The sequence below is a fragment of the Campylobacter concisus genome (genome assembly GCF_902460535.1).
GTDB classification, from domain to species: Bacteria; Campylobacterota; Campylobacteria; order Campylobacterales; family Campylobacteraceae; genus Campylobacter_A; species Campylobacter_A concisus_AS.
This window is the reverse complement of the sequence record NZ_CABPTV010000001.1, coordinates 160,848-179,803: the sequence shown is the minus strand read 5'-3', so window position 1 is coordinate 179,803 and position 18,956 is coordinate 160,848. Positions and strand designations below refer to the sequence as shown.

At 40.5% G+C, this 18,956-nt stretch carries 19 protein-coding genes; 11 read left to right on the top strand and 8 right to left on the bottom strand.

Annotated features, from left to right (window positions below):
• Window positions 1-178: 178 nt before the first annotated feature.
• The 4 genes from FZ945_RS00905 to FZ945_RS00890 are packed head-to-tail and all read right to left on the bottom strand — an operon-like array spanning window position 179 to window position 3,192.
• Window positions 179-1,051, bottom strand: coding sequence for a carbon-nitrogen hydrolase (locus FZ945_RS00905; protein WP_103595387.1), 873 nt, complete (start codon window positions 1,049-1,051; stop codon window positions 179-181).
• A complete protein-coding gene (locus tag FZ945_RS00900) occupies window positions 1,020-1,979 on the bottom strand; it encodes a cation diffusion facilitator family transporter (protein WP_148801821.1) in 960 nt (319 codons plus the stop codon). Before FZ945_RS00900 ends, FZ945_RS00905 begins: the two co-directional genes overlap by 32 nt.
• 2 nt (window positions 1,980-1,981) lie before the next feature.
• Window positions 1,982-2,950 carry an agmatine deiminase family protein gene (locus FZ945_RS00895; RefSeq protein WP_148801819.1) on the bottom strand — a complete coding sequence of 323 codons (969 nt, stop codon included), beginning with the start codon at window positions 2,948-2,950 and terminating at the stop codon, window positions 1,982-1,984.
• On the bottom strand, window positions 2,947-3,192 hold the full coding sequence (locus tag FZ945_RS00890; RefSeq protein WP_002940350.1) for a CBU_0592 family membrane protein: 246 nt from the start codon (window positions 3,190-3,192) through the stop codon (window positions 2,947-2,949). Before FZ945_RS00890 ends, FZ945_RS00895 begins: the two co-directional genes overlap by 4 nt.
• A 109-nt stretch (window positions 3,193-3,301) precedes the next feature.
• On the opposite strand from FZ945_RS00890, the gene FZ945_RS00885 reads away from it, so the two are divergent.
• The 5 genes from FZ945_RS00885 (at window position 3,302) to FZ945_RS00865 (ending at window position 6,632) form a co-directional block, all read left to right on the top strand.
• Complete coding sequence (locus FZ945_RS00885) at window positions 3,302-3,955, top strand: amino acid ABC transporter permease (protein WP_087581877.1); 654 nt, start codon at window positions 3,302-3,304, stop codon at window positions 3,953-3,955.
• Window positions 3,942-4,610: an amino acid ABC transporter permease gene (locus FZ945_RS00880; protein ID WP_148801817.1), complete on the top strand. Its 669-nt coding sequence runs from the start codon at window positions 3,942-3,944 to the stop codon at window positions 4,608-4,610. The genes FZ945_RS00885 and FZ945_RS00880 overlap by 14 nt, the downstream gene beginning before the upstream one ends.
• Window position 4,611: 1 nt before the next feature.
• Window positions 4,612-5,349 carry an amino acid ABC transporter ATP-binding protein gene (locus FZ945_RS00875; RefSeq protein WP_103599584.1) on the top strand — a complete coding sequence of 246 codons (738 nt, stop codon included), beginning with the start codon at window positions 4,612-4,614 and terminating at the stop codon, window positions 5,347-5,349.
• 90 nt (window positions 5,350-5,439) lie between these two features.
• Window positions 5,440-6,297 carry a cysteine ABC transporter substrate-binding protein gene (locus FZ945_RS00870; RefSeq protein WP_009293645.1) on the top strand — a complete coding sequence of 286 codons (858 nt, stop codon included), beginning with the start codon at window positions 5,440-5,442 and terminating at the stop codon, window positions 6,295-6,297.
• Window positions 6,298-6,317: 20 nt separating this feature from the next.
• A complete protein-coding gene (locus FZ945_RS00865; RefSeq protein ID WP_103599583.1) occupies window positions 6,318-6,632 on the top strand; it encodes a TfoX/Sxy family protein in 315 nt (104 codons plus the stop codon).
• Window positions 6,633-6,700: 68 nt separating this feature from the next.
• Here the strand turns inward: FZ945_RS00865 and FZ945_RS00860 are convergent, their stop codons facing one another.
• The 3 genes from FZ945_RS00860 to groES all read right to left on the bottom strand — a co-directional run bounded on the left by FZ945_RS00860 (window position 6,701) and on the right by groES (window position 10,116).
• Window positions 6,701-8,068, bottom strand: a complete 1,368-nt coding sequence (locus tag FZ945_RS00860; RefSeq protein WP_103599582.1) for a phosphomannomutase/phosphoglucomutase — start codon at window positions 8,066-8,068, stop codon at window positions 6,701-6,703.
• 135 nt (window positions 8,069-8,203) lie between these two features.
• Window positions 8,204-9,838, bottom strand: a complete 1,635-nt coding sequence (gene groL / locus FZ945_RS00855; protein WP_103599581.1) for a chaperonin GroEL — start codon at window positions 9,836-9,838, stop codon at window positions 8,204-8,206.
• A 17-nt stretch (window positions 9,839-9,855) separates the two neighbouring features.
• The gene (groES, locus tag FZ945_RS00850) at window positions 9,856-10,116 is read right to left on the bottom strand and encodes a co-chaperone GroES (RefSeq protein WP_009293641.1); all 261 of its coding nucleotides are present in this window, start codon (window positions 10,114-10,116) and stop codon (window positions 9,856-9,858) included.
• Window positions 10,117-10,284: 168 nt separating this feature from the next.
• On the opposite strand from groES, the gene FZ945_RS00845 reads away from it, so the two are divergent.
• The 5 genes from FZ945_RS00845 (at window position 10,285) to FZ945_RS00825 (ending at window position 16,504) form a co-directional block, all read left to right on the top strand.
• The gene (locus FZ945_RS00845; RefSeq protein WP_148801815.1) at window positions 10,285-12,828 is read left to right on the top strand and encodes a translocation/assembly module TamB domain-containing protein; all 2,544 of its coding nucleotides are present in this window, start codon (window positions 10,285-10,287) and stop codon (window positions 12,826-12,828) included.
• Window positions 12,829-13,956 carry an MFS transporter gene (locus FZ945_RS00840; protein ID WP_148801813.1) on the top strand — a complete coding sequence of 376 codons (1,128 nt, stop codon included), beginning with the start codon at window positions 12,829-12,831 and terminating at the stop codon, window positions 13,954-13,956.
• Window positions 13,957-14,028: 72 nt separating this feature from the next.
• The gene (locus FZ945_RS00835; RefSeq protein WP_148801812.1) at window positions 14,029-14,808 is read left to right on the top strand and encodes a DNA methyltransferase; all 780 of its coding nucleotides are present in this window, start codon (window positions 14,029-14,031) and stop codon (window positions 14,806-14,808) included.
• A complete protein-coding gene (locus FZ945_RS00830) occupies window positions 14,808-15,503 on the top strand; it encodes an NlaIII/IceA1 family type II restriction endonuclease (protein WP_148801810.1) in 696 nt (231 codons plus the stop codon). The genes FZ945_RS00835 and FZ945_RS00830 overlap by 1 nt, the downstream gene beginning before the upstream one ends.
• Window positions 15,500-16,504 carry a DNA adenine methylase gene (locus tag FZ945_RS00825; protein WP_148801808.1) on the top strand — a complete coding sequence of 335 codons (1,005 nt, stop codon included), beginning with the start codon at window positions 15,500-15,502 and terminating at the stop codon, window positions 16,502-16,504. The genes FZ945_RS00830 and FZ945_RS00825 overlap by 4 nt, the downstream gene beginning before the upstream one ends.
• A gap of 95 nt (window positions 16,505-16,599) precedes the next feature.
• Here the strand turns inward: FZ945_RS00825 and uvrB are convergent, their stop codons facing one another.
• Window positions 16,600-18,576, bottom strand: a complete 1,977-nt coding sequence (uvrB, locus tag FZ945_RS00820; protein WP_148801806.1) for an excinuclease ABC subunit UvrB — start codon at window positions 18,574-18,576, stop codon at window positions 16,600-16,602.
• Between the two features lie 125 nt (window positions 18,577-18,701).
• Between uvrB and FZ945_RS00815 the strand changes: the two genes are divergently transcribed.
• Window positions 18,702-18,935, top strand: a complete 234-nt coding sequence (locus tag FZ945_RS00815; RefSeq protein WP_002940382.1) for a hypothetical protein — start codon at window positions 18,702-18,704, stop codon at window positions 18,933-18,935.
• Window positions 18,936-18,956: the final 21 nt, after the last annotated feature.

The window sequence follows — 18,956 nt, the reverse complement described above, 5'->3', positions numbered from 1 at the left end:
CTATTTTATTCTATAAATTTAGCTTTGTATCTTTTTGATATGATATTTTTATGCCATTTTGGTAAAGTTGCAACTATTCTACACAATCAAGGCTTAAAAAAATATTTTCTTAAGAATAAATTTATATTTCTTTTACGAGCAATCTAAATTTTAAGAGCTAGAAATTCTAGCTCTAAATTTAGTCGATAAATCTCTTTGTGATATTTGCGTAGGCATCGATCCTGCGGTCTCTTAAAAATGGCCAAATTCTGCGCACTTCTTCACTTCTTTTCATATCTATCTCAACGATCTTACAAAGCTCATCTGTGCTATTTGCGCGGAAAAGCTGCTCGCCTTGTGGCCCAAAAACAAAGCTATTTCCCCAAAACTTAATCCCATCCATCACGCCGCTATCATCTTTTTCAAAGCCCACGCGATTTACTGCGACCACTGGCAGACCATTTGCCACGCTGTGGCCTCTTTGCACCGCCACCCACGCCTCAAGCTGTCTTGACTTTTCACCCTCGCTATCGCCCTCAAACCAGCCAATAGCCGTTGGATAGATGAGAATTTTCGCCCCTTTTAGCGCCATCAGCCTTGCTGCCTCTGGATACCACTGATCCCAACACACCAAAACGCCAAGCTTACCAAGGCTAGTTTCAATAGGCTCAAAGCCAATGTCGCCAGGCGTGAAGTAAAATTTCTCGTAAAATCCAGGATCATCAGGGATGTGCATTTTTCGGTATTTGCCAGCTACGCTGCCGTCACGCTCGAAGACAAAAGCGGTGTTGTGATAAAGTCCGTCAGCCCTTTTTTCAAAGAGCGAAGTGACTAAAACTACGCCATTTTCTTTTGCCACCCTGCCCCAAAAAGCGACATCTTCTTGCCAGTCGTTTGCGTGATCAAAGAAATTTGTATCCTCGCTTTGGCAAAAGTACTGCGTCTGGTGCAGCTCTTGGCACACAACTAGATCAGCACCTCCCTTTTTCGCCTCAGCGATTAGCTCAAGCGTCTTTGCAATGGTCGCTTCTTTTGTGCCTTTAAATTCTTGTTGAAGTAGTGCTACTTTCATCTCTTTTCCCTTCTTTGTCGTTATATGGGTCTAAATGTGTGGTTATCTGCCACGAAAATTCCTTAAATTTCTCTCTTATCTCAGCTTCAAGCGATTCGGCCACTTCGTGCGCGTCGTAAAGCGAGATATCTTTGTCAAAAACTAAATGCATCGTTAAAAATATGGTATTTGCGCTCTGTCTTGTGTTTAGGTAGTGAAAGTCTGAAATTCTATTCTTTGCCTTTATCATCTTGATGATCTCAGCTGTGACCTCAGGGCTTGCTGCATGATCTAGCAAGACACCAAGGGCGTCTTTGCCAAGACTTATCGCGCTTTGAGCGATGTAGCCACTTATCACGATACCAAAGATCGCATCTATCATCACAAATCCGCTAAATTTAATGATAAGCAGCGAGATGATGACTGCTAGGTTGCTAAAAAGGTCGATCTTATAGTGCAGTGCGTCTGCTTTTATGATAAGGTTGCCACTTTTTTTAGAAATTTGGTTTAAAAATAGCACCAAAGCTAGCGTCACAACGACTGAAAACACCATCACACCAAGGCTTAAGCCAAGGTCTATCTCTAAATTTGGCTCACTAAATTTCTTAACGCTCTCATAAAATATATATCCAGCAGCCAGCACGATGATGACACACTCAAATAGCGCTGCCAAGGCCTCTAGCTTTGTGTAGCCAAAGTTAAATCTCTCATCGGCTTGCTTTCTTGACTTTCTAAGCGCAAATAAATTTAAAAGCGAAACGATAAAATCAAGCATTGAATCAATCGCCGAGCCAAGCACAGCGACTGAGCCACTAAAAAGCCCCGCTGTAAATTTCACAAGTGCAAGCAAAAAGGCGCATGCTCCAGCTGCGATAACGGCCTTATTTTCGCCTTGCGTGCACTCTTGCTTATTTATGCTGTTAAACTCATAATCAAACGGACTTGACAAGGCTAAGACCTTTTGTATCTATTTTGGCTTGAGCAGTGAAGTGAGCCATTTTGACGGACAAAAACTAGCGAATTTACACCGATGATCTTTCTATCTGGCAGTGCCTTGGCTAGTGAATTTAGCACCTTTTCATCGTTTTCGTCGTTATATGTTGGCACGATTAAGGCGCCATTTATAAAGATAAAGTTTGCATAGGTGCAGCCAAGCCTTTTGCCATCATAAAATTTAGGCTTAGGTAGCGGCAGAGCAAGTAGCTTAAAGCCAGTTTTTTTAAGCTCATCCTCCATCCTTTTTAGCTCATCAAAGTGCTCATCACTTTTGTCATCGCAAGCTGCGTAAGCAATAGTATCAGGCGTGATAAAGCGCGCTAAAGTGTCAATGTGACTATCTGTGTCATCGCCTTTTATAAAGCCATTTTCAAGCCAGATGATACGCTTTAAGCCAAATAAATTTTTTAGCTTCTCCTCGATCTGCTCTTTGCTAAGCGCTTTGTTTCTATTTTCATTTAGCAGGCATTTTGAGGTGGTTAAAAGCACGCCATCTCCGTTAAATTCGACGCTTCCGCCCTCTAGTATCATATCAACTGGCTCAAGCTTAGTTTTGTAAATTTTAGCTAGCTCTAAATTTATCGCATCATCTTTTGAGCTCTTAAATTTACCGCCCCAAGCGTTAAATTTAAAGTCGTAACTTTTTACGCCGTCTTTGGTGCAAACGTCGATCATACCGTAATCTCTAATCCAAGTATCGTCAGTATCAAGCTTAACAAACTCTACATTTTTAAATTTCTTAAACCTAGCGAAATTTGCCTCATCAGGGCAGATGAGCACCACCTTTTCAAAGGGCGTAACAGCAGCCACAAGCTCCTCATAGCCCGCCAAAATCTCCTCTAAATAAGGCTCCCAGTCGCTCTTACTATGTGGCAGCGATAAAAACAAAAGCTCCTGCTCTTCCCACTCTGCATACGCTCTCACGCTCTCTCCTTGTAAATTTTATAAATTCCATATATCGTAATGATTATCCAAAAGACCTCTATCAAAAACGAGCCGAGGTTAAAGTGCACAAAAAGCGAGATGATGAGCAGCACCGCACCTGCTAAATTTATTATCTGGTAGGCTAGATCGTGGCTATTTAGGCGGCCGATCTGAAGTAAAAAGTAGCCCATCACGATGCAAATCATCCCTAAAAAGCCGATGATCTGAAAAAGATCGATCAAATTTTATCCTTTTTGTAAGCTTAAATTTAAAGTGCGATAATACCTAATTAGTTTTAAATTTATGATTATGGGATAAAATAACTCCATTTTTCAGATTGGATTAAAGTTTATGGATTTTGAGTTTATTGAGAAATTTTACCCCCTTTTTGTAAAGGCTGGGATTCTCACCTGCCAGATCGCCTTTTTAGGGATCGTTTTTTCTATTTTGATAGGCATTTTTTGCATGGCTGTGAAATTTTACAAGCTAAAATTTCTCTCAAAGCTCGTTGATTGCTACGTTGAGCTTTCAAGAAACACGCCGCTTCTTATCCAGCTCTTCTTTTTATACTACGGCTTGCCAAAGCTTGGAGTGTCGATGAGTGGCTTTACCTGTGCGGTCGCTGGACTTAGCTTTCTTGGAGGCAGCTACATGAGCGAGAGCTTTAGGCTTGGCTTTGAGGCGGTTAGAAGGTCGCAGATAGAAGCAGGACTTAGCATCGCACTTAGTAAAAACCAGCTCCTAAGATATGTCATCTTGCCACAAGCCTTTAGCGTGGCATTGCCAAGTATCAGCGCAAACGTCATATTTTTACTAAAAGAAACCAGCATCGTTAGTATCGTAGCGCTTGCTGATCTAGTCTACGTCGCAAAAGATCTCATCGGGCTTTACTACAAGACAGACGAGGCGCTTTTTATGCTGGTTATTAGCTATCTTGTTATCATCTTGCCAGTCTCGCTGGCGCTTAGCTACGTCGAAAAAAGGGTGAGAAATGCAAGGAGTTAGTATATTATTTGACACGCAAAATTTACTAAGACTACTTGAAGGTCTTGTGGTAAGCACTGAAATTTCATTTATCTCGATCATCATCTCCGTCATAGGTGGCCTCATACTTGGCGTTTTGATGAGTATGAAAAACAAATTTGTCTATCTTGTTTTAAAAATTTGCCTCGAGATCGTGCGTATCATGCCTCAGATCGTCTGGCTATTTTTATTTTACTTTGGTGTTAGCAAGGCTTTTGGGCTGCATATCTCGGCATTTACCGCCTCGCTCATCGTCTTTAGCCTTTGGGGCGTTTTTGAGATGATGGATATCGTGCGCGGCGCTATCACCTCGATACCAAAGCACCAGTTTGAGTCAGCCGCCTCGCTAGGACTTAGTAAATTTCAAATTTACTTTTATGTCATCATCCCGCTTGCTACTAGAAGGCTGGTGCCTGGAGCTGTAAATTTACTAAGCCGTATGATAAAAACGACCTCTATCGTCGTGCTAATCGGCGTTGTAGAGGTGGTAAAAGTCGGCCAGCAGATCATCGAGCGAAATGTATTTACAAATCCTATGGCGCCATTTTGGATATACACGCTCATATTCTTTTTATATTTTGCGATCTGCTATCCAGTCTCAAAACTATCGAAAAAACTAGAAGAAAAATGGAGCTAAAATGAGCGAAAATATCTTAGAACTTAAAAATTTAAATAAATTTTATGGAGAGCTTCACGCTTTAAAGGATATAAATTTAGATGTTAAAAGCGGCGAAGTGGTCGTGCTTCTTGGGCCATCGGGATGCGGCAAGAGCACAACTCTTAGGTGTATAAACGGCCTTGAGAGCATAGCAAGCGGCGAGATCATCATAGACGGCGAAGTGATAGACGCTAAATTTAAAGAGTGGCAAAGGATCCGCCAAAAGGTAGGCATGGTCTTTCAAAGCTACGAGCTGTTTGATCATATGAACGTCATCGATAACGTCCTTCTTGGGCCTTTAAAGGTGCAAAAAAGAGATAGGGCCGAGGCTGAAAAGACGGCTAATATGTGGCTAAGCAAGGTTGGGCTACTTGATAAGAAATTTGCCTATCCAAAGGAGCTAAGCGGCGGTCAAAAGCAGCGCATAGCAATCGTTAGAAGCCTTTGTCTAAACCCTGAGATCATGCTATTTGACGAGGTTACGGCTGCACTTGATCCAGAGATCGTTAGAGAAGTACTTGATGTGATACTAAATTTAGCCAAAGACGGCATGACGATGCTAATAGTCACCCACGAGATGAGCTTTGCAAGGGCGGTTGCGAATAAGATAGTATTTATGGACGCTGGAGCGATCGTGGAGATCAGCGAGCCAGAGGAGTTTTTTACTAATCCAAAGAGCGAGCGAGCAAAGAAATTTCTAAATTTATTCTCGTTTTAGAAAAAATAAGAGATAATTTGCCGTTTTTTCAAAATGCGTTTAGAGCGAGCTTAGTCGCTCTTATTTACTAAAATTTCTAAAGGAGAAAGAGTGAGAAAATTTAAATTTTTCTTATTAGCATTAGTCGCTACCGTCTTTCTAACGGGTTGTGGTGATGACAAAGGTGCGGACAAAGCGGCCGCTTCAAACCAAGCTGATACGATCGCAAAGATCAAAGAGCGTGGATATATAAGGATAGGCGTTTTTAGCGACAAACCGCCATTTGGCTACGTCGATAAAGACGGCAAAAACCAAGGCTATGACATCTACTTTGCAAAACGCATCGCAAAAGACCTGCTTGGCGATGAGAGCAAGGTTAAATTTGAGCTAGTCGAGGCTGCTGGCAGGGTCGAAGTGCTCACAGCTGACAAGGTCGATATCACGCTTGCAAATTTTACAAAGACGCCTGAGCGCGCGCAAGTTGTTGATTTTGCGCTTCCATATATGAAAGTTTCACTTGGCATCGTTAGCCCAGAGGGCGCTGTGATAAAGAGCGTTGATGAGCTAAAAGACAAGACATTAATCGTCAATAAAGGCACAACCGCAGACGCATTTTTTACAAAAAATTATCCTGATATCAAGCTTTTAAAGTATGATCAAAACACTGAAACTTTCGCAGCTTTGGTTGATAAAAGGGGTGCGGCTCTAGCGCATGATAACGCCCTACTTTTTGCCTGGGCGAAAGAGACTCCTGGCTTTGTCGTTGGCGTTGAGGCGCTTGGCGACGTGGACGTGATAGCTCCAGCTGTCAAAAAAGGCAACAAAGCCTTGCTTGAGTGGCTAAATAACGAGATCATCGAGCTTGGAAAAGAAAATTTCTTCCACAAAGACTATGACGCTACACTAAAACCGATCTATGGCGATAGCGTCAATCCTGAATCTCTAGTCGTAGAAGGCGGCAAACTCTAAATTCAAAGTGAGTGATCATAGTGAATGAATTTAATGAATATGTTCGCGATAGATTTTCTAAATTCGGCGATATTGTCATAAAATCCATGATGGGTGGATACCTTGTATATTTTAACGGTAAACTGATAGGTGACATTTGTAATAATGAACTGTTTTTAAAGAGAACGCCGACATCGGACAGACTTCTTGCAGACTCAGAACTACGTTATCCTTATAATGGCTCAAAGACGTTAATGCATGTATTCGAGAAATTTGAGGATGCGAATTTGATTGGAGAATTGTTGCGCGGCATGTATGCGGAACTGCCCGAAAAGAAACCAGCAAAAGCCAGATAAGTTGGATGTTTAAATAAAAATTTGAAAAGCATTTTGGAGTAAATTTAACCCAAAATGCTCTTTACAGGTTACATTAAGCTCTTTAGCAAATTTGTCACTTTTTGCTCGATCTCTTTTAGAAATTCCTTACTCTTTGCTTCAAATCTAGTAACGATAACTGGCGTTGTATTTGACGCACGCACCAGCGCCCAGCCATTTTCAAACTGAATTCTTATGCCATCAATGTCGATGATATTTTTTATCTTCGGCAGGTCGCAACTCTCGTTTTTCACGCACTCTTTTAGCTTGGCTACTATCTTAAATTTAGCCTCGTCAGTCGTCTTTATCTTGATCTCATCGGTACTAAAGACAAGTGGCATCTTATCAAGCTCGCCGTCAAGATCAAAGCCCTTATGAACTAGCTCAAGCACCCTCATCATCGCATAAAGTGCATCGTCAAAGCCAAAATATCGCTCTTTAAAGAAGATATGACCGCTCACTTCAGCCGCAAGATCAACATTTAGCTCTTTCATCATCTTTTTTATATTGCTATGTCCAGTTTTTCCCATAAAAACTTCGCCGATTTTTGCGATCTCATCATACATATTTTGTGAGCATTTTACCTCGCCAAGCACCTTTGGATGTTTCATATTTAGCGCATAAAGATATGCTAGCTCATCGCCTTTTATATCTCTTTTTGGCGTTATCACGGCGATCCTGTCGCCATCTCCGTCAAAGCCAAATCCAAGGTCAAATTCCTTCTTTTCGATGAGCGAAAATATCTCTTTTAAATTCTCTTTTTCGCTTGGGTCTGGATGGTGATTTGGGAAATTTCCATCTGGATCTTCATATAAAATTTTCGCATTTAGCCCAAGTGCCTTGACGATAGGCACTAAGCTCACGCCTACAGCACCATTTGCGCAGTCTATGACAAAAGGCTTTTTGAAATTTTTAAGCTCGCTAAATTCTTTTACAAAAAACTCAACATATTTTTCTAAGATATTAAATTTCTCACAGCTCTCATCGTCTGCTATTTGCTCACCAGATGCGATTATCTCGTTCACTTTATCTTTTAAAATTTGCAGGTCTTTGCCAAAAAAACTATCTTTTTTAATGGTGATCTTAAAGCCGTTATAATCTTTTGGGTTGTGAGAGCCCGTGATCATAATGTTTGCGTCGAAATAATCAGCATAAACACTAAAGTAGCCAACAGGAGTTGGTAGCAAGCCGATGTTATAAATTTTAAAGCCACCAGCCTTGTTTAGACCGCTTAGCAGGTACCTAAAAAGTGTGCTAGCACTTAGCCTTGCGTCAAAGCCAACGCTTAAAGTTTTCACGCCAAATTCGTTAAATTTCTTACCCAAAGCAAGCCCTATAGCCTTGACGCTGTCCTCTGTCAAGTCTTTTTCAAAAATACCACGGATGTCGTATTCTCTAAAAATTTCATCATATTTCATTGTAAATTCTCCCTAAAAGAATGCAAAAATGATACAAGAATAAATTTAAAAAGGAGTAAATAATTTTATAAATTTAGTGAGGTTAAATTTAAATATAAATTCGAGCTAGAAAAGGCTCTAGCTCGAAAGGGGCTGCTACATCATGCCGCCCATGCCACCCATTCCGCCCATATCAGGCATTGCAGGCATTGCTTTTTCTTCTTTTATCTCGCTGATAGTTGCCTCAGTTGTTAGTAGCAAGCTAGCCACGCTAACAGCGTTTTGTAGAGCAACTCTCTCAACTTTAACTGGATCGATGATGCCAGCTTCAAACATATTTACATATTCGCCAGTTGCAGCGTTAAAGCCAAAATCTGCATCTTTGCTTGTCTCAACTGCGTTTGCTACTACGCCAGCATCAAAGCCAGCGTTCTCAGCGATTTGGCGAAGTGGAGCACGAAGCGCTCTTCTAACGATCTCAGCACCGATTGCCTCGTCACCTTGTAAATTTAAATTTACACTCTTTGAAGCAAGGATAAGAGCCGAACCGCCACCTACTACGATGCCCTCTTCAACAGCTGCACGAGTAGCGCTTAGAGCATCATCTACGCGGTCTTTTTTCTCTTTCATCTCAGTCTCAGTCGCAGCACCTACTTTGATAACTGCCACGCCTCCACTTAGTTTTGCAAGGCGCTCTTGAAGTTTTTCTTTGTCATAGTCGCTTGTAGTCTCTGCGATTTGAGCTTTTATTTGAGTGATTCTAGCGTCGATCGCTGACTTCTCGCCTGCACCATTTACGATAGTTGTGTTATCTTTGTCGATAACTACGCTTGAAGCTTGTCCAAGGTCGTTTATAGTGGCACTCTCTAGTGTTCTGCCTAGCTCTTCGCTGATAACTTCGCCACCTGTTAAGATAGCGATATCTTCAAGCATCGCTTTTCTTCTGTCGCCAAAGCCAGGAGCTTTAACAGCTGAGATGTTTAGAACGCCGCGAAGTTTATTTACAACAAGCGTTGCAAGTGCCTCACCCTCGATATCTTCAGCGATGATTAGAAGTGGTTTGCCACTCTTTTGTACTTGCTCAAGCACTGGAAGCAGGTCTTTTAGATTTGTGATCTTCTTGTCAAATAGCAATATGAATGGATTGCTTAGCTCAACTTGCATCTTTTCAGGGTTTGTGATGAAGTATGGGCTTAGGTATCCGCGGTCAAACTGCATACCCTCAACAACGCTTAGCTCGTCTTGGATAGACTTTGCCTCTTCTACTGTTATGACGCCGTCTTTGCCGACTTTCTCCATCGCATCAGCGATAAGCTTGCCGATGCTCTCGTCTGAATTTGCAGAGATAGTAGCGATCTGAGCGATCTCTTTTGAGCCAGAAACTTTTTTAGAGATGTTTTTTAGTGCATCTATAAGAGCTGCTACTTCTTTATCCATACCACGTTTTACTTCGATAGGATTTGCACCAGCAGTTACGTTTCTAAGACCCTCTTTAAATATCGCGTGAGCTAGCACAGTCGCTGTTGTAGTGCCGTCACCTGCTTGGTCGTTTGTCTTGCTTGCTACTTCTCTAACTAGGCTTGCACCCATGTTTTCGATAGTATCTTTTAGCTCAACCTCTTTAGCCACGCTAACGCCGTCTTTTGTGATGTTTGGCGCGCCAAAGCTCTTTTGGATAAGGACATTTCTGCCTCTTGGTCCCATTGTCACTTTTACAGCGTCATTTAGTTTTTTTACGCCCTCGTATAGGCGGTTTCTTGCATCATCAGAGTAAAAAATTTCTTTTGCCATTGTCTTTCCTTTTTAAATTATTTAATCACGCCTAAAATGTCGTCGATGTTTAAAACAAGATATGTTTTATCATCTAAATTTACCTCAGTGCCAGCGTATTTAGCAAATACTACTTTTTCGCCAACTTTTACGCCCTCAGCTTCAGCGCCAACTGCTTTTACCTCGCCGCTTAAAGGTTTTTCTTTTGCGTTATCAGGTATAATTATGCCCGAAGCTGTCGTCTTTGTCTCTTCTACGCGTTCGACTAGGACACGCTTGCCTAATGGTTGAAAGTTCATTGTTCATCCTTTTAGTTTAATTGTCTTTTTTAGCACTCTTTATTTTTGAGTGATGAAATCCTAGCATTTTTTTCTGAAAAAGTCAATAATTTATAGTGAATTTTATTAAAAACTTTAGTCTAAGTGACTAAAGTTTTATGATATATAAAACTAATATAAAGGAATTTTATGAAAAAAGTAGCTTACATAGTTGGCACGCTTGTGCTCATAATAGCTTGCATCTTTGGCCTTTTATTTAGCCCATTTGGGAGTAAATTTATCGCTGGCAAGATCGAAAAAGAGGCCCTCGCTCGTGGTATTGATCTTAAATTTAAATATTTTAGCCTAGGATTTAGCACGCTAAATTTAGATGCGACCGTGATGAACGCCATAAATTTAAAGGCAAATGGCGAGCTTTCGCTACTTGCTCAAAGTATGAATTTAAATATAGATATAGATGCCGACAAGGCAAAGGCTAGCGAGCTTGGGCTAAAAAAAGATGTAGCCCTTAAAGCAAACGTGGCTGGTAAATTTAGCGACTTTAAGCTAGCGGCAACTGGCACGGCACTTGGCTCAAACATAAATTTAAACGCAAATTTAAAAGACTACCTGCCAAAAGCGCTAAATCTTGATGCTAAGAACATCGAGCTTTCTGAGATCTCAGCTCTTGCGCAAAAGCCAAATTTAGCTAGCGGCAAGCTTGATCTAACGAGCAATATGCAAGGGGTTGATGAGAAAAATGAGCCCATCATAAACGCTCAAATTTTAGCAAGCGATGCAGCGATAAACAAAGAAATTCTTAAAAATGAATTTGGGCTAAATTTAGCAAAAGATATAAACTTTAAAGGCGGTGTAAATGCTAAATTTGCAAATGAAAAAGTGAGTGCAAAAACCCTTATCATCGCGCCAGAAGCCACTTTAAAAGCAAATGAGACTACTTATGATCTAGCTAGCAAAAATTTAAAGAGCGACTTTTCGCTAAATGTGCCTGATCTTGCCCTTTTTGGCAAGCTCTTGGGAGAGCAGCTAAGTGGTGCAGTGGATGCAAATGGCGAAATTACGATGCAAGAAAATGCTCTTAAAAACCTAAAAGCTGAGATAAATGGCCTTGGTGGCAAGATAAATGCAAATTTTGATAGTAAAAATTTAATCCTAAATGCCACAAATATCAAACTAAAAGAGCTTCTAGCACTTGCCTTGCAGCCAAACTACGCAGACGGGCAGATAAATTTAAACGCAAATTTTAGCGGCTTTGACGAGCTAAAAAAGCTTGCAGGCGAGGCTAAATTTGAGATAAAAAACGGCCTTATAAATAATGGTCTTACAAAGCTTAAAAATGCGGCTAAATTTGAGCTAAAAGGCGGCGCCACTGCAAAAAATGAACTTGTAAATTTTGAAGCAAACGTGCTTAGTGATCTTGGCGAGCTAAAGGATATAAAGGGCGTTTTTGACCTAAAAAACAGCCAAATTTTTAGCAAATTTGCCATGCTCATTAACGACCCTGAGAAATTTAAAGCGGTTAGCGGCTTTGAGGTGGGCTCAAAGATGGCGCTTGCTGGCGATATAAAGGTCAAAGCAAGCAAGATAGATGAGCTAAATTTAGGCGGTGATGCCTTTGCTGGCAAGCTAAACGCCACCATAAAAAATGAAAATCTTGATCTTAACCTAAAAGAGGCGCAGCTAGGAGAAATTTTAGCACTTAGCGGCAACGACAGACTAGCAAACGCCAAGGCAAATGTCCAGGCAAAAGGACAAAATATCTTTAGTAAAAGCCCAAGCGTCACCGCAAAGATCGCCCTAAATGATGGCAAATTTAACGCCGCAGCGCTTAGCAAAATGCTTGATAAAAAATTCCCTGAAAATGAGAAATTTAGCTCAAATTTAAGCCTAAGTTGCAAAGGTGATGTAGCGAAATTTAGTGGCGACTTTCTTAGCTCACTAGCTGATATAAAGGGGATAGATGGCAGCTTTGATGTGGGCAAAAGCACGCTAAACTTAAAGCTTCAAGCGGTGGTTTCAGAGCTAAATAAGCTTGCATTTTTAGCTGGTCGTGAACTTCACGGTAAATTTGTAGCGCTCGTAACGGCAGAGGGCAAAGTGGATGATCTAAGCGTAAAAGCCACTTCAGATGATCTATTTAAGGGCAAACTCGAGGCAAACTACAAAGGTGGCGTGCTTGATGCGGTGCTAAAAAACTTCGAGGTAAAGGGGCTAACGCAGACCCTAGCGCTTGATCATCTCTATGACGGCAACGGCGATGCTAAATTTGACTATGAGACAACGCAAAGGGTGGGTAAATTTGACATCTTGCTAAAAGAGGGCCACCTAGCCAGCACAAATCTCACGAACAACATAAAAACCTTCACCGGCAAGGACATCACAAAAGAAATTTACAAAGACGGCAAAATTTATGGCGATATAAAGGGCGACAACGTCATCTTTAACGTAAATTTAAGCTCGCCAAAGAGCGATATAAAGGTTACAGGCGGCACTTATAATACCGCCACAAAAATGCTTAACGTGCCGCTTGTTTGCAGGCTAGAAAAGACCGATCTAAACGTGCAAATTTCAGGCACGACAGACAAGCTAAAATACGACGTCAGATCGCAATATCTTGAAAATAAGGTCAAAAAAGAGATAGGTAGATTTTTAGATAAAAAGCTTGGCAAAGATGATGAAAGTACAAACGGCGACAAGCAAAATTTAAAGGGGCTTTTAAAAGGGCTATTTTAGATGAAAAAGGCGGAAAATTTAAAGTATCTAATGGGGCTTGGGCACTTTTGTAGCGACATAAACCAAAGTGCCCTTGGCGCGATGCTGCCATTTTTCATCGCGAGCTACCACTACGACTACGCAACAGCCGCTTCGCTCGTGACCGCCACAAATTTAGCAAGCTCGCTCATCCAACCGCTGATAGGCCGCTTAAGCGACAAAAAAGAGCTGCCCTACGTCATCCCGCTTGGGCTACTGCTTGCAGGCGGGGGCATGAGCCTAACTGGCTTTGTCACAAACTACTACCTCATTTTACTCTGCGTGATGATAAGCGGTATCGGCGCTGCGCTCTTTCACCCAAGTGCCGCAAGGATCGTAAACTACGCCTCAAACGCCAAAAATAGAGCCAAAAGCATAAGCATATTTTCATTTGGTGGCAACGTAGGCTTTGCCGTTGGGCCTATTTTGGTCGCTGTTTTTGTGGGAAATTTTGGTCTAAAAGGGACGCTAGTTTTCATCATCCCTCAAATTTTTCTAACGCTTTTATACCTTAAAAAAGGCAAATTTATAAAAGCGCTAGAAGGCAGTCATAAAAAGCAAATTTCACAAAAAACAAGCGCTCTAAAAGACGATCTGGGTGCATTTTTGAGGCTTTGTCTATGTATATTTTCACGCTCTATCGTCGCATTTGGCTTTGCGGCATTTTTTAGCATCTACCTCATCAAAATTTTTGGTCTTAGCAAAGAGGCTGCAAATGTAAATTTAAGTATGTTTTTTGCTGCTGGTGCGATCTCTACGCTATTTGGCGGGGCTCTAGCTGATAGATACGGCTTAGTTAAGCTCATCAAAATAAGCCTAAGCATCGCCGCGCCGCTAGTCGTGCTAATGCTCTTTATCGACAGCTACGCACTATTTCTCGTGGCCTCCATGTGCGTAAGCGCCTGCATCAGCCTATCTTTTAGCCCCTCAATCGCCCTTGCGCAGCTTTATCTGCCAAATCAAATCGGCCTAGCCTCTGGCGTAACTCTTGGACTTAGCATAACAATCGGCGGTATATTCGCGACGGTCATCGGCAAGATCGCTGACATCTTTAGCCTAACGCACTCATTTTACTTTATCGCCGCAGTTTCGCTTATCTGCGCGGTGTAGAGCTATTTTTTAAAGTCAGTTAGTAGAACTTAAATTTTTAGTATAATTCAAATAAATTTTTTGGAACTTTTAATGATAAACGACATAAATTTAAATGACTGGAAAAACTGCGACATAAATACTGATAGTCTATGGATTATTGCTGAGCGTGACAAAAGCGGTAAACATAAAAACATCTATCACGGTAATTTTATCCCGCAGATCCCAAATCAACTCGTGCGCAGATATACCAAAAGGGGAGAATTTGTGTTTGAGCCTTTCATGGGTAGTGGTACGACGCTGTTTGAGTGCGAAAATTTGAATCGAAAATATATCGGTTTTGATATAAATCCATTGATGTTGGATTATGTGCGCCAAAGTATGCAAAGCTCTAATTTTAGTGATTTTTTTATAGCCGAATGTGATTCGATGAACACCCAAAGTGTTGATAAAAATTTTGATAATATTGGAATTAAAAGTGTACAATTCGTCCTTATGCATCCACCTTATATGGATATCGTTAAATTTACGGATGACAAAAACGACCTATCTAAATGTAACAACATAAATGAATTTATAACAAAATTTAAGCTTGTCTGTGAAAATTCTTTAAATTTTTTGGACAAAAACCGCTATTTTGCCGTAGTGATCGGCGACATTTATAAAAATAGCGAAATTTTGCCGCTTAGTTTTTACTGTATGGATATGATAAAGAGAAATTTTAAAGTCAAGTTAAAAGGCATAGTCGTAAAAAATATCGAAGGTAATCGTGGCAAACTCGGAGCAGGTGGCATATGGCGATTTAGAGCTTTAAAAAATGACTATTATATTTTTAAACACGAATATATATTAATTTTTAAAAAGGAGTTTTGATGAGTAAAAAAAGCAAATGTGATCTATTTTTGGAACTTGCAATACCAGATAAAAATGGATTTTCTCGCTGGGTAAATGTTGGAGAATTTGTCGGAAAATACAAGGAGCTTCAGCTTGGCAATGGCGGTAGTTGGTGTAGGGGCAGTTCTGCTTTGGCTAAAAAATATATAGTAGAATTTGACAAAAAACAAACTAGAGGTAATTCTATAGATAGAATTATGTTAAACGGTTTGAATACAGTCCAAATTTTTAATCAAACCATAAAAAAAGATATAAAAGATTTTTATAAAGACAAAAACTGTGTAATGCTTGGCGTAAATGGAAATTCGGAAAATACTAAAATTGAAATAGATCATAAAGACGGCAGAAAAAATGACCTAAGAGTAAGTGATGTTACTACTCAAAAACTTGAAGATTTTCAACCCCTTTGTAAGGCAGCAAATGATATAAAACGTCAAATTTGTAAAAAATGCAAAGAAACAAATAAACGCTGGAATGCCAAAAACATACTCGGCAATCCATATGAATTTTATCAAGGTGATGAGAATTATACGGAAGAACTTGGTTGTATAGGCTGTTATCAATACGATCCAGTTGAATACCGCAAAACATGCGTAAAGAAAATTTCAGATGAAGCCTCAAAACATACTAGCGAATTTATATTTAAAAAACTTTATCCGAGCGATCAGCAATGAACTATATAGGCTCTAAATTTAAACTTTCAAACTGGATAAGAGACGAGATTTGCAAAGTTGTTGGCAACGATTTATCGCAAAAAATCTTCTGCGATATCTTTGCGGGTACTGGCATAGTAGGGCGGACTTTTAAAACTTACGTTAAAAAGGTTATCGCAAACGATATAGAGCCATATAGCTATGTCTTAAATAAAAATTACATCGGTAATCATATAATTTTAAGTCAAACGGACGATTTGATAAATGAATTAAATGATCTTATACCAGTTGAAGACGGGTTTATTTACAGGAACTACTGCTTTGGCAGCGGTTCAGGTCGTCAATACTTTAGTGATGAAAATGGTCAAAAAATAGATACTGTCAGGCAGGAAATAGAAAGCTGGCATAAAATCGGAAAAATAACCGATGAAATTTACTATTTTTTGTTGGCTTCGCTTATAGAAAGCGCAGATAAAGTCGCTAATACTGCATCTGTTTATGGAGCGTTTTTAAAAAATATCAAAACTTCTGCCTTAAAGCCATTGGTTTTAGAAGCAGCCAAATTTGAAATAAGCGATAATGTTCATGATGTTTATCAACTGGATGCAAATGAATTGATAAGAAAAATTGATGGTGATATTTTGTACCTGGATCCACCATACAATGCTCGCCAATATGGCGCAAACTATCACTTATTAAATACCATAGCACTTTATGATAAATTTACGCCAAATGGCAAGACTGGATTACGAAACTATTTACGCTCAAAATATTGTTCAAAAAATGATGTTGCAACTGAATTTGAAAATTTAATAAAAAATGCAAAATTTAAATATATTTTTTTGAGTTACAACAATGAAGGGCTTATGGATAAGCAAAAAATTAAAGAAATTTTACTTAGATATGGCAAATATGATTTAGTAAAAAAAGAATATCAAAGGTTTAAAGCTGATAAAAGCGAAAATCGTAAACACAAGGCCAACTCTACATTCGAATATCTACATTTTATAGAAAAACAATAATTGTTTATCTATATAAAACCGAACGACATTTTTATATAGTTCATCAAGGGAGAAAATTTCTAGTTCATTTAAAAGCGCACAAGAGACGAGCCTTTTTACAACTTTCTCATCTTTGCTATCTCATCACGTAACGCCGCCGCCTTCTCAAACTCTAGCTGCGCCGCCGCTTCAAGCATCTGCTTTCTTAGCTCTTTTACGATCGCAGCCCGCTCGCTAGCTGGCATCTTTTCTAAATTTTTACCACACTTGTAAATTTCGCCGTCATCCTCGACGTGCAAGCTCTCTTCGATATTTCTGCTGGCAGAGTGCGGCGTTATGCCGTGAGCTTTGTTGTATTCATCTTGAAATTTACGCCTAGCAGTCGTCGTATCGATCGCCTCTTTCATCGATTTTGTTATATTTTTGGCAAACATCAGCACCTTGCCATTTACATTTCTGGCCGCGCGCCCCATCGTCTGTATAAGGCTCGTTGTCGAGCGCAAAAAGCCCTCTTTATCGGCGTCCATTATCGCTATCAGGCTCACTTCAGGCAGGTCCAGCCCCTCACGGAGCAAATTTATGCCTATTAGCATGTCAAATTCGCCACTTCTAAGCCCTCTAATGATCTCATTTCGCTCGATCGCATCGATGTCTGAGTGCATATACTTGACCTTGACGCCAAGCTCGATGTAGTAGCGGCTTAGCTCTTCGGCCATCTTTTTAGTTAGCACCGTAACTAGCACACGCTCACCTCTAGCGATCACCGCCTTTGCCTCGTCAAATAGCGCCTCGACTTGATTGTCGCTATCTTTTATCTCGATGATCGGATCAAGCAGTCCCGTAGGACGCAAAATTTGCTCATAGACGTGGCCCTGGCTGATACCAAGCTCATACTCGTTTGGCGTGGCTGAGACAAAGAGAAATTTCGCCTTTTTGCTTATAAACTCATCAAATTTAAGCGGCCTGTTGTCAAGCGCTGAAGGCAAGCGAAATCCATACTCCACAAGCACCTCTTTACGGCTCCTGTCACCCGCATACATACCCCTAAACTGCGGCAAACTCACGTGGCTCTCATCGACGATAACCAGATAGTCCTCGCCACTTATCTCAAAGTAGTCAAACATCGAGTACGGCGTCTCTCCAGCCTTTTGACCAGTCAGATGTCGCGCGTAGTTTTCGATGCCTTTACACATGCCAGTGCTCGCCATCATCTCAAGGTCAAACTCCACTCTTTGCTTTAGCCTCTGAGCCTCAACTAGCTTGCCCTGCTCGTTAAATTCTTTTAAGCGCGCATCAAGCTCCTCTTCGATCTCTTTCATAGCGATCTTTAGCCTATCAGCACCCACGATGAACTGACTGGTGGCGTAAAGTGTAAATTTAGAGATGTCCTTTAGCCTTTTGTTATCAAGCACGTCAAAATGATACATCGCATCGATCTCATCGCCGAAAAACTCGACCCTTAGGGCTTCATCGTTGTAGTATGCTGGATAAATATCCACCACATCGCCATTTACACGAAAGTCGCCCCTGTCAAAGTAGTTGTCATTGCGCTTGTAGCCCATATCGACAAGCTGTTCTAAAAGCTTTCTTTGGCTTATCTTCTCGCCCACGCTAAGATATGCCACCATCCCTTTATACTCGCTTGGATTACCAAGGCCGTAGTTTGCAGAGACTGAGGCAACGCAGACGACGTCATCAAAGCTTAGCAAGCTAGCCGTCGCAGAGAGGCGCAGGCGCTCAAGCTCCTCATTTACCGAGCTATCCTTTTCTATATATAGGTCACTTCTTGGGATGTAGGCCTCTGGCTGGTAGTAGTCGTAGTAGCTTATGAAGTACTCGACATGGTTTTTTGGGAAAAAGCCCTTAAATTCGCTGTAAAGTTGCGCGGCAAGGGATTTGTTATGTGTCATGATGAGCGTTGGCATATTTAGCTCACGTATGACATTTGCCATGGTAAAGGTCTTGCCAGATCCTGTCACGCCTAGAAGTGTTTGGTATTTATTGCCTGATTTTATGCTTTTTACTATCTCTTTTATCGCTCTTGCTTGGTCACTGCTTGGGCTAAATTTAGATGAAATTTCAAATTTACTCATTGATCGCCTTTAAATTTGGGCGAATTTTATAGCAAAGATAGTGCTTTGTCAAATGAGAATTTTAAAAAGAATTTAGCCTCTGCGTGTTAGAATACGGCATTAATTATTATTTTAAAGGAACCTTTATGTTTGAAGATAATGCGATCTTAACCACACTAAGCGATAAAGTAAATGACCTCATCACAAAATACGATGAAGTTTGCAGAGTAAATGAAGAGCTACGTAACGAGATCGTAACATTAAAAGCACAAAATGAGGCAAAAACCAACCAGATCATGCGCCTAGAAGAGGATCTAGATAAGAAAAATAGCGAAGCCGATGATGTAATGAAGAAGATCGAAGCCGTCCTTGGTAGATAAGCTAGGCATTTTTGGCATAAA

Coding starts and splice junctions, on each gene's coding strand:
- FZ945_RS00825 (WP_148801808.1), top strand. CDS start 15,500: ATGAACTATATAGGCTCTAAATTTAAACTTTCAAACTGGATAAGAGAC.
- FZ945_RS00885 (WP_087581877.1), top strand. CDS start 3,302: ATGGATTTTGAGTTTATTGAGAAATTTTACCCCCTTTTTGTAAAGGCT.
- FZ945_RS00875 (WP_103599584.1), top strand. CDS start 4,612: ATGAGCGAAAATATCTTAGAACTTAAAAATTTAAATAAATTTTATGGA.
- uvrB (WP_148801806.1), bottom strand. CDS start 18,576: ATGAGTAAATTTGAAATTTCATCTAAATTTAGCCCAAGCAGTGACCAA.
- groL (WP_103599581.1), bottom strand. CDS start 9,838: ATGGCAAAAGAAATTTTTTACTCTGATGATGCAAGAAACCGCCTATAC.
- FZ945_RS00840 (WP_148801813.1), top strand. CDS start 12,829: ATGAAAAAGGCGGAAAATTTAAAGTATCTAATGGGGCTTGGGCACTTT.
- FZ945_RS00830 (WP_148801810.1), top strand. CDS start 14,808: ATGAGTAAAAAAAGCAAATGTGATCTATTTTTGGAACTTGCAATACCA.
- groES (WP_009293641.1), bottom strand. CDS start 10,116: ATGAACTTTCAACCATTAGGCAAGCGTGTCCTAGTCGAACGCGTAGAA.
- FZ945_RS00835 (WP_148801812.1), top strand. CDS start 14,029: ATGATAAACGACATAAATTTAAATGACTGGAAAAACTGCGACATAAAT.
- FZ945_RS00880 (WP_148801817.1), top strand. CDS start 3,942: ATGCAAGGAGTTAGTATATTATTTGACACGCAAAATTTACTAAGACTA.
- FZ945_RS00815 (WP_002940382.1), top strand. CDS start 18,702: ATGTTTGAAGATAATGCGATCTTAACCACACTAAGCGATAAAGTAAAT.
- FZ945_RS00905 (WP_103595387.1), bottom strand. CDS start 1,051: ATGAAAGTAGCACTACTTCAACAAGAATTTAAAGGCACAAAAGAAGCG.
- FZ945_RS00845 (WP_148801815.1), top strand. CDS start 10,285: ATGAAAAAAGTAGCTTACATAGTTGGCACGCTTGTGCTCATAATAGCT.
- FZ945_RS00860 (WP_103599582.1), bottom strand. CDS start 8,068: ATGAAATATGATGAAATTTTTAGAGAATACGACATCCGTGGTATTTTT.